This is a genomic window from Pectobacterium odoriferum (assembly GCF_009931295.1).
In the GTDB taxonomy this organism is placed as follows: Bacteria; Pseudomonadota; Gammaproteobacteria; order Enterobacterales; family Enterobacteriaceae; genus Pectobacterium; species Pectobacterium odoriferum.
Genome location: NZ_CP034938.1, coordinates 1802788 through 1815329, shown reverse-complemented (window position 1 = coordinate 1815329; position 12542 = coordinate 1802788). Strand labels below are relative to the sequence as shown.

Genomic DNA, 12542 nt, shown 5'->3' with positions numbered 1-12542 from the left:
TTGCAGCGGCCCCAACGGGGCGAGGTACACGTAAGTGTGCCGAGTAGCGCAGCCAACGCACATGCAACTTGAAGTATGACGGGTATAGCAATCAGTTCGCTATAACTTATAACGTTTTGTTCATTGCGTTGCTAGCCGACCTCCGCCTAAAAAGTGGGGAAAATCGATAGGGTAGGTAGCTGCAATATGCATCTGGATTTACGGCAATTACGCAATTTTCTTGCACTGGCCGAACATGGGAGTTTTGTACAGGCCGCTGAGGCTGTCTGCCTGTCGCAATCGGCATTCAGCCGTAGCATTCAGGCGCTGGAGCAAACGATGGGGCATCCGCTTATCGACCGCCAGAGCCGTCGCTTTGCGCTGACGTGGCAGGGCAATACGCTGCTGCCGTTTGCGCGGCGTATGCAGGAGCTGTCATGGGAACTGATGACCGACATGCGGCAGATCAGCGAGGCACAAGAAGGCGAACTGACGTTTGGCTGCGGCCCAGCGCCATCTACCACGCTGATCCCCAAGGCAGTCGCGCATTTCCACGCCCTTCGTCCGCGAGCCAGAGTCACCTACAGCGTAGATAACTGGCAATCCCTGCGTGAACGGCTGCTAGCCGACGAGTGGCCTTTTATCGTTGCCGATACCTGGCAGGCCGAAATGGAAACCAACCTCCATGTCCAGCCATTAAGCCAGCAGCGCTGCTTTTTTATCTGCCACTCTTCGCATCCGCTGGTACAGCAGGCAACCGTCACGCCGGACGATCTCTTGCGCTTTCCGCTCGCCTCCCCTTTTATGCCCGTCGGCATGCGCAAGGTGTTGGCCGCATTAACGCGCCAGCCCGATTATCGGCCACAGATTCAGTGTGACCATATCTATTCTGTTTTCAGCATCCTACGGCATACGCAGGCCATCAGCTTCGCCAGCGAGGATGGCTTTGCGCTGGGTCGATTAAGCCATCAACTGGTAGAAATCCCGCTAACAGGCACGCCGCCGGAATGGGCAAATATGCAAACCCGCTTCGGTATTGTCACCTGTTTGCAGAGAACGCTACCACCGCTGGCCGAGCTGATGATCGAAAGCATACTGGCGCTGGACAGGCTGCGCTCACCGGCTCCGGCACTGCCGCCCCTGTGAGCGCATTCGTGATTATTTCGCAGGATTACCGCTGGCGTCATACACTGCCCAGTTCGATTCCAGCCCTTTGGCTTTCAGCGCCCGGTCAACAAACTGGCCGGCAAACCAGTCGCTGGCCGAGAACGTGCTGCGAATCAACCCGGCGGCTTTCGCCCGCTCAATGCTGTCCTGCAAGCTGCTGAGCAGGAACGGATCGAGACGCGGCGAGCTTTGGAAAGGGAGATCCTCCGCTTTCAATTCTTCCTGAAAAATCGTCTGCGGAATCTGACTCTGCTCGGCCATCAGCGCCGTGTATTCCGGCAGGTGCTGCGCCTCGCCGATCCACTGCGCATTGTCCACCAGCACATTCACCAGTTGCTGCGTCGTGCCTGGGTAGCGGTCGATAAAGTCCTGCGTCGCCAGCACCGAGGCCTGTGTGGTATTCGGCCAGCCCAGCGCCCGGCTGGTAGTCACAATATTGATGCCCTGCTTACGCAACGCCAGTAGGGAGACACCACCCCACACCGCATCCACGCGTCTGGCCGCCAGTGCAGCCTTGCCTGCCGTCCAGTCCAAATTGATGACTCGCACATCGCGCTCGTTTAGCCCAACGCTTTTAATCGCACGCTCAAACGACAGCTGATCGGCCGTTCCCTTGTAGACCGCAATCCGCTTGCCGCGTAAATCTTCAATGCGTTGAATACCCGATTCCGGCGTCGCCGCCAGATAAGAATTAGAGCCACGCGACCCCACTAGCACCCGCGTTGGCAGACTACCCGCACGGCCGATAATAGCGGCCAGATCGCCCAGATACACCACATCCAGCTGCTTGTTTGCCAGCGCCTCATTCACCGCAGGCCCCGCTCCTTTAAAGAACGACCAGCGAATGTTGATACCCTGCGGCTCAAATTCCTTCTCCAACTGTTGGCGAATATGCGCCAACCCCAGCGGCCCGCGAATAAAGGGTTTGCTGCCTGCACTCTGATCCGGCAAACCAATACGAATCTCCGCCGGCTTCTGTGCATCCTGCGGGGCGGCGTCGTTTGCCTGAACGGTGGAAACGAGCGCGGCGCCCATCAGCAAGGCAGTACTTAATACCTTCATCCCCCAGCGCCAGCGGGAAGATGCCGTTATCGGCGAGGCAGTGATCAACAGAGTGGCGTGCTGCATACGGTTTTCCTTAATAATTCGTTTCATCTGCCATGAAACTAGCGAACCGTCGGCGTCAGGCTTAAATAACATTTACAGGTTTGTTCAGCGGAAAAAAGCATAAATCAGGGCTGACGGGCTTGGGCTGCGCGTATGCATTTATTGCACGACGACCATCGCTTTATTGCATTGGCGTTCAACGTTGAAACCTGTTTTTTATTCCCTATTCATCCAGCTGCGATGGTTTTCGGGAATAAAATGAATAAGTCGATACTGCTGAAAAAAACCGCGATCGTCTGGCCAGCACTGCCGATAGCGCGGGTCTATTCTCTTGTCGTGTCAATAGTGATGCCGCTAATCGTGCCGCTGGCGCTGCTGGCGTTGTGGTATATCAGCACCCACTACAGCTGGATGCCCGCCCAGATTCTCCCAGCTCCCGACATCGTCGCTAAAACCGCCGTCGAACTCTGGCACAACGATCTCCTGCCACAGCTTTTTATCAGCCTGCAACGGCTGGCTAGCGGCCTGCTGGCCGGCGTACTGGCAGGGACGCTGCTTGGTGCGCTGATGGGAGCCTCACGCCGCGCCGAGCACCTGCTGCACCCGACGGTTTACGCGCTGGCACAAATTCCAACGCTGGGCTGGATCCCGCTGTTTATGGTGCTGTTCGGCATCGATGACGGCCTGAAGCTCGCCGTCATCATCAAGGCCGTGATTATCCCCGTGACGCTGCATACGCAAACAGGCGTGCGCAACGTGCCGCATGCACTACAGGAAGTCGCTCGCACTCTGCGCCTGCCGTGGCACCAGCGCCTCATCAAATTGACGCTGCCCGCCGCGCTACCCACCTGGTTAACCGGTTTACGGCTGGCACTCTCGCAGGCGTGGGTGTCGCTGATCGTGGTCGAGCTGCTGGCGTCGTCTCAGGGCATTGGCTACCTGCTGGTATGGGGACGCCAGCTATTTCAGTTGGATATTGTGTTTGTCTGTATCGCCGTCATTGGGCTGGCAGGGCTAACGATGGAGTGGGCAATCAATCAACTGGAACGCCGTCTGGTTTTCTGGCCACACCCGCCGCTCAGCCGCTTAACCGCCACCTCGTCTCGCCGTTTATCCGCGTTGGTTTTACCCTTTCTGCTCCTGCTGCTCTGGCAACAGGCCAGCCGTTTCGGTTGGATCGATCCGCTACTGCTGCCACCGCCCGCCGACGTGTGGCACATGCTGTTGCAAGGCGTGCGTGACGGCTCGCTCACCGAGGCGATGCAGGCCAGTCTGACCCGCGCGCTCGCCGGTGCGATAGGCGGGATTGCCGTGGGCCTCGTGTGCGGCGTGCTGCTGGGGCTGAATGCCACCAGCGACGCGCTCTTCACGCCTACGGTCGCGACGCTGCGTCAGATCGCGCTGTTTGCCTGGTTGCCGCTGCTGACGGCCTGGGTCGGCAACGATGAAACTGGGAAAATCACATTTGTGGCGCTGGCCTCGTTCTTCCCCATGCTGGTGGCCAGCCATCGCGGTATCCGCCAGCGTTCACAAACCTTACAAGAGGTCGCGCAGGTGTTGCAGTTGCGTTTATCAACCCGCCTGCGGGTGCTGATCCTGCCGGGAGCCGCGCCCGCGATCTTCGCCGGTTTACGTCTGTCACTGATTTACGCCTGGCTTGGCACCATCGGCGCGGAATATTTCATGTCATCAGGCACCGGGATCGGCAGCCTGATGATCAACGCCCAACAGCTATTGGATATGCCCGTGATTATCAGCGGCATGCTGTTAATTGGATTAACGGGCGCGGTGCTCGACCGCGTCGGATTAGGTCTGGAACAGCGGATGACGCGCTGGCGTTCCGCAGGAGAAATCGCATGACGTCCACAACCCTTGAGGTATCACCGCCAGTCGTACAGTTCGATCGGCTGCGTAAACAGTTTCGTGTACAGGGCGAGTCGTTGACGGTAATCGATGATTTTTCACTGTCGATTCACAGCGGTGAGCTGGTGGCGATTGTCGGCAGCAGCGGCTGCGGCAAATCCACGCTGCTACGCATGTTGGTTGGGCTGGACAACGACTATCAGGGACGCGTGCTGGTCGAAGGGAAAACCGTGCGCGGCATCGGGCGTGAGCGTGGCATGGTGTTTCAGGAACCACGCCTGTTTCCGTGGCTGACGGTGCGGCAAAACATCGCACTTGGACTGGCGAATGAAGCCATCGATAACAAAGAGCGGAAGCGCCTGATCGACCACTTTATTCAACTCGTCCATTTGCAGGATTTTGCCGATGCCCTGCCCGCCCAGCTTTCCGGCGGCATGGCGCAGCGTGTGGCCATCGCACGCGGGCTCGTCGCCAATCCACGCATCCTGATGCTGGATGAACCTTTTGGCGCGCTGGATGCGTTGACCCGCCAGCAGATGCAGCAGGAGCTGCGCCGCATTCATCAGGCGGAAGGCACGACCACGCTGCTGGTCACTCACGACGTCGAGGAAGCCGTCTATCTCGCCGATCGCGTCGTCGTGCTGGCACCGCGACCGGGCCGTATCCGCCAGATTGCGACCATTTCGCTGCCGCATCCACGCCAGCGTGACAGTCAGGCCTTTCACCAGCAGTGCAGCGACCTGCTCGCACTGTTGACGCAGCCTGCCGATACGGCTGCCGACCTCTCTTCTCTGAACACGTAAACACTGGAGCACCATTATGGGACACCCTTCCGTCTACCCGACCGGCACAACGATTTACAACCCGGAAAAAGCCTGGGGCGGCTACACCGTCTTTCAGGCGCTGGAACGTGGCGCGGTGCTGGTAGATATGAACGGCACCGAACTGCGCCTGTGGGAAGGCCTGCACGGCTTCCCCAACAAAATCCTGCCCGGCGGTTACATCCTCGGGCACAGCGGCGAACGTGATTCACGCTACGGCATGCAGGACATGGTCGATCTGATTCAGGTCGACTGGGACGGTAACGTCGTCTGGAAATTCAACGGCTATGAACACATTACCGATCCTGACCTTCCGCCAGAATGGATGGCACGCGTCCACCATGACTACCAGCGCAGCGGCAATCCGGTCGGCTATTACGCGCCGGGTCAGGAACCGCAGTCGATTGGCGGCAACACATTATTGCTGGCGCATACCAACCTGCATAATGAACGGATCAGCGACAAACTGCTGCTCGACGACACCATCATCGAAGTGGACTGGGAGGGCAACATTTTGTGGGAATGGCGTTGCAGCGACCATTTCGACGAACTCGGCTTTGATGACGACGCAAAAACCGCGCTGTACAACAATCCCAACCTGCGCAAAAGCGGCGGTGGGATGGGCGACTGGATGCACATCAACTCCATGTCGGCACTCGGCCCCAATCCGTGGTTCGATCAAGGCGATACCCGCTTCCACCCGGATAACATCATCTGGGACGCGCGCGAATCCAACATCATTGCCATCATCGACAAACAGAGCGGCAATATTGTCTGGCAGCTTGGCCCCAACTACAACACGCCTGAGCTCAAACACATCGGCTGGATTATCGGCCAGCATCACGCACATATGATCCCGGCAGGCTTACCGGGCGCGGGCAATATTCTGGTGTTTGATAACGGTGGTTGGGCTGGCTACGGCGCACCCAATCCGGCATCGGCTGACGGGGTGAAAAACGCCTGGCGTGACTATTCACGCGTGCTGGAAATCAACCCAGTCACGCTGGATATTGTTTGGCGCTATTCACCCTACGAAGCAGGTATTCCGCACCCGACTGACGCTTTCCGTTTTTACAGCCCGTACATCAGTAATATCCAGCGCCTGCCGAACGGCAATACGCTGATTAACGAAGGGGCCAACGGTCGATTGTTTGAAGTCACCGCCGATCATGAAATTGTCTGGGAGTTTATTTCCCCCTATTGGGGCAAGACGGTGAACACCAACATGCTGTATCGCGCCTACCGCGTCCCTTATGAATGGGTACCGCAGCTGCCGCGCCCACAGGAAACACCGGTGATTGCCCCTGATAATACTCAGTTACGCCAGCCCGGAGCCGCCGCGCCCGGCTTCGCCAGCGTGATTCGTATTGACGGCACGCGCCCTTATAAAAAGAGCGGCGATGCCCTGTGTGTCGCGACCGATAGCGAAGATCTCAAACGCAGCCCGAAGCTCTTTGCCGTCAACCGTGAGCGTTTTGCGCCACTCACCGTCGACAGTTGGCCTGAACTGGCAGCACAACGTGGCCCACAGTTGCTACTGGTCGGCGCGGAGCGCTGCGTCCACTGTAAAAGCCTCTATCGCCAGTTAGAAGCGATTCTGGATAACGAGGAATACCGTCAATTGCCGAGCCATTATCTGGACGCCGATCATCACATTGCCCTGGCGGAGAAATTGGCGGTCAGGACGCTGCCAACTCTGCTCTTGCTCGAAAACGGTGAAGAACAAGCACGCCTAAGCGGCGCCCAGCAGCCCGAACACCTGCGCCAGTGGCTGACCACGCAACAGAGCTAACCCTCACACCTTAACGCGATCTCGCTCCCAGTGAGATCGCGTCGTTGCTTTCATTTCTCACTTTTCTTGCTTACATCCTTCCATACCAACACAGTCGTCCTCTGCGCTTCTTCCCTGCCCATATCCGCTTCTTTTACCATTGCCTACAGATTATTCAGGGACAGAAAAACAGTATGGCCGCGCATGATGCGATTTTTAAACAGTTTCTCAGCGATCCAGCCGTCGCAAAGGATTTCTTCGCCATCCACCTGCCAGAAGAAATCAGGCATATTTGCGACTTCAGCTCGCTACAACTGCAATCAGCCTCTTTTGTTGACGAGGAACTGCGTGCAAGAATATCGGATATGCTGTATTCAATTCAGACCACCGCAGGGCAAGGTTATATTTATTGTGTGATTGAGCACCAGAGTCGCCCAGAAAAGCTGATGCCATTTCGCCTGCTGCGCTACGCGCTGGCTGCTATGCAGCAGCACCTCTCTCAAGGTCACGATACGTTGCCGCTCGTCGTTCCTTTACTGTTTTATCACGGCCAGCGTAGCCCTTATCCCTATACGCTGCGCTGGCTCGACGGTTTTGCTGACGCTATTCAGGCAGAAAAACTCTACAACACCCCCTTTCCTTTGGTTGACCTCACGGTGATACCGGATGAGGACATCAAGACGCATCGCCGCGCGGCGCTGTTGGAACTGGTGCAAAAACACATTCGCACGCGAGATATGCTGGAACTGGCGCAGGATATCGGGCTATTATTTGAGCGCTGGCAGGTACCGCTGCCGCAAAAAAGAGCGATACTGTTTTACATCGCACGAAGCGGCAACACCTCAAAGCCAGCAGAGTTTATTGAGGCCGTCGCACAGTCTCTGTCAACGGATCGGGAGGCGATCATGACCATCGCACAGCAACTTGAGAAAATCGGGTTTGAAAAAGGCATCAAGCATGGCATACAGCAAGGGATACAGCATGGCATGAAAGCCAGTGCTCAAAATATTGCTCGTCAGCTTCTGCTTAGCGGCATGGAACCTGCTCAGGTTTGTCAGATTACTCAGTTGAGCGCAGCGGAACTGGCACAGCTTGTTGATTCATCGAATGAGTAGGCTCTAAAGATAGTCTGCACCTTCCTACAATTTATTCTCCCCCTCTTTTTCATCATCGACGCGGTCAGATAAGGCTGCGTCGCGGCGCCAATTTATAGGCTCTGGATCACATTTCCTTTGCATCACGTCGTTGTATTTTGTTATGTTATTACATATCGATTTACACTAACCCTATACGTTAGCCATGATTAATTGGAACAGACACACAGACGCCATTCTTCAGGTAGAGAACCTGAGCCTGTCTATTGGTGGTGAAACCAAGGTCAGCGATATCAGCTTTACGCTGTTCGCGGGTGAACGTGTCTGTTTACTCGGTGCATCCGGTTCCGGTAAATCCCTCACCGCCAAAGCGGTCATCGGCACACCGCCATCGGGCTGCCAGATTAGCGGCAGTATTCGGGTGAATGGCGAAGCGGTCAGCCAGTTGAAAGCACTGGCGCGCCCGCAGGCCAGCCGCGTCTCTGCCGTGTTCCAGGACTCCGCAACGGCGCTTAATCCTCTCATGCCGTTGGGAAAACAGCTGTCTCTGGCGTTGAAAGCCCCCTCTTCCTCTGAGCTTTCTGCACTTCTGGCTGCCATGAAGCTGAATGATATTCCCAACCTCCTGCAACGCTATCCTGCCGAACTGTCCGGCGGCCAGCGCCAGCGCATTTGTATTACCCTCGCCCTACTCGGCAAGACACGCCTGCTGGTAGCGGACGAACCGACAACCGCACTCGATGTCATTACCCAGAAGCAGGTATTGCAGGTCTTACAGGAACGTAGCGCGCAGCCGGATGCTCCTGCCCTGCTGTTTATTACGCATGATATCACCGTTGCCGCCCAACTCTGCCAGCGTGGTCTGGTGATGGAAAACGGGCGAGTCATTGAATCCGGCAGTATGCAGCAACTACTGAATGCACCACAGCAGCCGTATACCCGCAGTCTGGTCGCTGCCGCGCGTCGCGCTGACACGCTTTTATCTGACAATCTTTTTCCTGATAATGTGTTACCCACCGCTGTTGCCGGAGCGCTTGCCGGATGAACCACCACCTGCACGCGGTTCCCTCACCGTTTTTAAGCCTTGAGCACGTCAGCCGCTATCGCCAAACGTCACGTTTGCCGTGGCAAAAGGCCGATCCTGCCAGTGCCATTTTTCACGACCTGTCGCTGAACCTGCAACAGCACGAACGCATCGGGCTGGTCGGTGCTTCTGGCTGTGGTAAATCCACGCTGCTAAAAACCCTGCTCGCGCTTGAAGCGCCAGAAAGTGGTGCGGTGTACTGCGACGGCAACCTGATTAAACCCGGTTCAGTGCGTTCGCTGCTCTGGTATCGCCGCCGCGTTCAGTACATTCCGCAGGATCCGGCAGGCTCGCTCGCGCCACGTCAGCGCGTCGCCGATCTCCTTATCGAGCCGCTGAAGCGACTCCGCCCCGATGAGAACCGTCACGCTAATGGAAATCATTCTGCCCGCCTGAACGAAGTCATGGATCAGGTAGGACTGAGCGTCACGCTTCTGAATAAGGTCGCTGGGCAGCTTTCTGGGGGACAGGCACAGCGTGTCGCGCTGGCACGAGCGCTGATTGTTCGACCCGAATTTTTACTGGCGGACGAGCCTGTCAGCGGTCTGGATTTACCGCTGCGTGAACAGATTAAAAACCTGCTTCAGCAGGTCACCGAACAAAACAAAATGGGCTTGCTGATGGTCTCGCACGATATTTCCATGCTCGCCGGGCTGTGCGACAGAATGCTGGTCATGGACGGCGGACGCATTATTGAAGATCGCCCCACGACCGAGGTGCTAGCTTCACCGCAGCAGGCGCACACTGCTCATCTGTTGCAGGCCGTCCCCGCGCTATCGACGTCAGGCTATTAGCTCGCTGAAAACGCGCTTTTTACAATAAAATATCGCATCAATAACACATTCCCCCGTAACGGGCTTTTTATAACGGATCATGACATGTCAGACCTTACCGCCAACCGCGCACCACGGCCTTATCCCCCGTTGCTTCTGGGTAGCCAGCTTGTTTTCAATATTGGCTTTTATGCCGTCGTACCGTTTCTGGCGATTTTTCTGCGCGACGACATGCTGCTTTCCGGCTGGGCTATCGGGCTGGTGATTGGCTTACGCACCTTTTCTCAACAGGGCATGTTTTTAGTCGGCGGCGCGCTGGCTGACCGATTCGGCGCGCGCGTGATCATCCTGTGTGGCTGTGTCGTGCGTATCAGCGGCTATCTCCTGCTGGCGTTAGGCGACTCGCTATGGCCGATCATCCTCGGCGCCTGTCTGACCGGTGTGGGCGGTGCGCTGTTCTCTCCCGCCATCGAAGCGCTGATGGCACAGGCCGGTACGCAAAGTGAAAAAGAGGGAAAACGCAGCCGCTCCGAGTGGTTCGCCCTGTTTGCCATTTGCGGCGAGTTAGGCGCGGTGCTGGGGCCGTTGCTCGGTTCAGTGCTGGCCGGATACGGATTCCAGCGCGTGGCACTCGCGGGCGCCGGCGTGTTTGTTATCGCGCTCATCGTCCTGTTTTTCAGCCTACCGCCGACGCAGCGCAATCAGAACGAATTACAAATTGCCCCGTGGTGGGAAACGTTCCGCCAGCGCCGCTTTGTCGCGTTCATCATTGCCTACAGCGCTTACCTGTTCAGCTACAACCAGCTCTATCTGGCACTGCCAGTTGAACTGCATCGCTCCGGCAGCAGCGAGAAAGATCTCGGCCCGCTGTTTGTCCTGGCCTCCCTGCTGGTGATCGGGTTACAGCTTCCGCTGGCGCGTTTTGCCCGCCGAGTTGGCGCGGCACGCATGCTGCCACTGGGCTTCGCGCTGCTGGCCGCGTCGTTCTTTAGCGTCGCGCTGTTTGCTTCCAGCACGCCGCCAGACGGGTGGCAGCGCCTGCTTCCGGCTATCTCATTAATTACGCTGCTGACGCTGGGTCAAATGTTAATCGTCCCCGTCGGGATGGACCTCATCCCACGCTTTGCCAACAACAAAAACTTGGGTGCGCACTATGGCGCACTAGCGTCGATGGGCGGCATCGCGGTACTGGTCGGCAACTTTATACTCGGCAGCCAGCTCGATCGCGCGCTAACACCGTCGCCACAGGCCGCCATTCCGTGGGTGCTGCTCGCCGCCGTGCCGCTGTGCAGTTCGCTGGCCATGATGGTCATCTGCCGCCCGTTTAAATCCACTTCAACCGTGAATGAATAAGGACAGACTGATGAATATGCGCAATCTCCTGTGGCCCGTTTCCGGCTTGCTATCAGCCACGCTGCTGCTTTCAGGCTGCTTCAATGAGCCCGAGGAAAACCACAGCCCACATCATGACGGTCGAATCAAACTGGCAATGCTTCAGCCTCCGCGCTCCGGCCTGACGCCGTTGAGCGATGATGCCTTTAAGCTGTCGCGCTGGAGCACGGCAGAAACGCTGGTGGTGCTCGACAAACTCGGCGAAGCCCAGCCTGCGCTGGCGACAAAATGGCAGCAGATCGATGATAAATCCTGGCGTTTTGAACTGCGGCCAAACGTCCATTTTCACGATAACACCACCTTAAACGCCGCCACCGTAGTGAACGCGCTCACCGTGGCGTCCACGGCTGCCCCCAAACCGCGCATTCTGGACGGCGTGCAGTTAACGGTAAAAGCCGATGGCGATAACGCCGTCATTGTCTCCACCGCTACAGCGGACCCACTGCTGCCACAGCGTTTATCCAGCCCGCAGTTGGCGATTCTCTCCACCGCGGCATACGGTAAAAATGGCGTCGTCAATCCGATCAACACCGGAAGCGGCCCGTTCGTTCTGCGTACCGTCACCGGCACCAGCAGCGCGGTATTGGATCGGTTCGACGGTTATTGGGGTGAGAAAGCACAGGCCAGCGGTATCGACGTCAGCTTTGTTTCCGACGGCGCAGCGCGCGCTGCTGCATTACGTACCGGCACGGCAGACATTGTCGAAGCCATTCCGGTTTCTCAGGCACCGCTGCTGGATCAGTCGCTGGTGCATGAAGTCCCCATGCCGCGCACCAACACGCTGTATCTGAATACGCGTCATGGCGTGATGCAAGATCCCGCGATGCGTGCTGCCGTGCGCGATGCGATTAATCGCCAGCAGCTGGTGGATAACGTCTATGAGAAACGTGCTGATATCGCGCAGGGTCTATTAGGTCCCGCGCTGCCGTGGGCTGCGGAACTGCGTCAGCCGGTAGCGAATCCGGTCAAAGCGGGTACGCCTGCGGGAGCGACCATCACGCTGGCAACGTTCAGCGATCGCGCCGAACTGCCTGAAGTCGCGGTCTATCTGGCACAGCAGCTCACTGCCGCTGGATTTACAGTAAAACAGGTGGTGCGTGAATATGCGCAGATCGAGTCCGACGCGCTGGCAGGCAAGTTCGATGCCTTTATTTTATCCCGCGCCACCGTGCTGGATTCCGGCGATCCGGTGGCTTATCTGTACAGCGACTTCGCTTGTGAAGGGTCGTTCAATATCGCTCAGCTGTGCCGCCCGGAAATCGATCAGGCACTGCAAAAAGCGGCCGCGATTCCTGCGGGCGTTGCACGCCGTCAGGCCATCATGCAGGCAGAAAACCTGATCCTGGCCAGCGATGCCGCGATCCCAATGCTGCATGAGCGCGTAATTCAAGGTGAAAGCGCACAGGTCAAAGACGCCCTGCGCGACCCGCGTGAACGCACGCTGATTAACGCCGTCACGCATATTGCCACCGGCGCAAAGTAACGGATAGC

The 12542-nt window shown here is 57.4% G+C and carries 10 protein-coding genes; 9 read left to right on the top strand and 1 reads right to left on the bottom strand.

Annotated features, from left to right (window positions below):
- The first annotated feature begins 186 nt into the window (after positions 1-186).
- Positions 187-1125, top strand: a complete 939-nt coding sequence (locus EO763_RS08000; RefSeq protein ID WP_161528623.1) for a LysR family transcriptional regulator — start codon at positions 187-189, stop codon at positions 1123-1125.
- A gap of 12 nt (positions 1126-1137) precedes the next feature.
- Here EO763_RS08000 and EO763_RS07995 read toward each other — a convergent pair whose 3' ends face one another.
- On the bottom strand, positions 1138-2274 hold the full coding sequence (locus EO763_RS07995; protein ID WP_161528622.1) for an ABC transporter substrate-binding protein: 1137 nt from the start codon (positions 2272-2274) through the stop codon (positions 1138-1140).
- 237 nt (positions 2275-2511) lie between these two features.
- Here EO763_RS07995 and EO763_RS07990 point away from each other — a divergent pair, with 237 nt between their 5' ends.
- The 8 genes from EO763_RS07990 (at position 2512) to EO763_RS07955 (ending at position 12534) form a co-directional block, all read left to right on the top strand.
- On the top strand, positions 2512-4113 hold the full coding sequence (locus EO763_RS07990) for an ABC transporter permease (RefSeq protein ID WP_161528621.1): 1602 nt from the start codon (positions 2512-2514) through the stop codon (positions 4111-4113).
- The gene (locus EO763_RS07985; protein WP_039540841.1) at positions 4110-4919 is read left to right on the top strand and encodes an ABC transporter ATP-binding protein; all 810 of its coding nucleotides are present in this window, start codon (positions 4110-4112) and stop codon (positions 4917-4919) included. The genes EO763_RS07990 and EO763_RS07985 overlap by 4 nt, the downstream gene beginning before the upstream one ends.
- A 16-nt stretch (positions 4920-4935) precedes the next feature.
- Positions 4936-6729 (top strand): aryl-sulfate sulfotransferase, encoded by a 1794-nt coding sequence (locus EO763_RS07980; RefSeq protein ID WP_161528620.1) that lies wholly within the window; start codon positions 4936-4938, stop codon positions 6727-6729.
- 173 nt (positions 6730-6902) lie between these two features.
- Complete coding sequence (locus EO763_RS07975; protein WP_161528619.1) at positions 6903-7823, top strand: Rpn family recombination-promoting nuclease/putative transposase; 921 nt, start codon at positions 6903-6905, stop codon at positions 7821-7823.
- A 184-nt stretch (positions 7824-8007) separates the two neighbouring features.
- Positions 8008-8847: an ATP-binding cassette domain-containing protein gene (locus tag EO763_RS07970; protein ID WP_208851993.1), complete on the top strand. Its 840-nt coding sequence runs from the start codon at positions 8008-8010 to the stop codon at positions 8845-8847.
- On the top strand, positions 8844-9680 hold the full coding sequence (locus tag EO763_RS07965) for an ABC transporter ATP-binding protein (protein WP_161528618.1): 837 nt from the start codon (positions 8844-8846) through the stop codon (positions 9678-9680). The genes EO763_RS07970 and EO763_RS07965 overlap by 4 nt, the downstream gene beginning before the upstream one ends.
- 84 nt (positions 9681-9764) lie before the next feature.
- Entirely contained in the window at positions 9765-11012 is a 1248-nt protein-coding gene (locus tag EO763_RS07960; RefSeq protein WP_103160610.1) for an MDR family MFS transporter, read from the top strand.
- A gap of 10 nt (positions 11013-11022) precedes the next feature.
- Entirely contained in the window at positions 11023-12534 is a 1512-nt protein-coding gene (locus tag EO763_RS07955) for an ABC transporter substrate-binding protein (protein ID WP_161528617.1), read from the top strand.
- Positions 12535-12542 lie beyond the last annotated feature (8 nt).

Bases quoted from the DNA above. Each gene is read 5' to 3' on its own strand.
- EO763_RS07990 (WP_161528621.1), top strand. From the start codon at position 2,512: ATGAATAAGTCGATACTGCTGAAAAAAACCGCGATCGTCTGGCCAGCA.
- EO763_RS07970 (WP_208851993.1), top strand. From the start codon at position 8,008: ATGATTAATTGGAACAGACACACAGACGCCATTCTTCAGGTAGAGAAC.
- EO763_RS07955 (WP_161528617.1), top strand. From the start codon at position 11,023: ATGAATATGCGCAATCTCCTGTGGCCCGTTTCCGGCTTGCTATCAGCC.
- EO763_RS07960 (WP_103160610.1), top strand. From the start codon at position 9,765: ATGTCAGACCTTACCGCCAACCGCGCACCACGGCCTTATCCCCCGTTG.
- EO763_RS07985 (WP_039540841.1), top strand. From the start codon at position 4,110: ATGACGTCCACAACCCTTGAGGTATCACCGCCAGTCGTACAGTTCGAT.
- EO763_RS07975 (WP_161528619.1), top strand. From the start codon at position 6,903: ATGGCCGCGCATGATGCGATTTTTAAACAGTTTCTCAGCGATCCAGCC.
- EO763_RS08000 (WP_161528623.1), top strand. From the start codon at position 187: ATGCATCTGGATTTACGGCAATTACGCAATTTTCTTGCACTGGCCGAA.
- EO763_RS07965 (WP_161528618.1), top strand. From the start codon at position 8,844: ATGAACCACCACCTGCACGCGGTTCCCTCACCGTTTTTAAGCCTTGAG.
- EO763_RS07980 (WP_161528620.1), top strand. From the start codon at position 4,936: ATGGGACACCCTTCCGTCTACCCGACCGGCACAACGATTTACAACCCG.
- EO763_RS07995 (WP_161528622.1), bottom strand. From the start codon at position 2,274: ATGCAGCACGCCACTCTGTTGATCACTGCCTCGCCGATAACGGCATCT.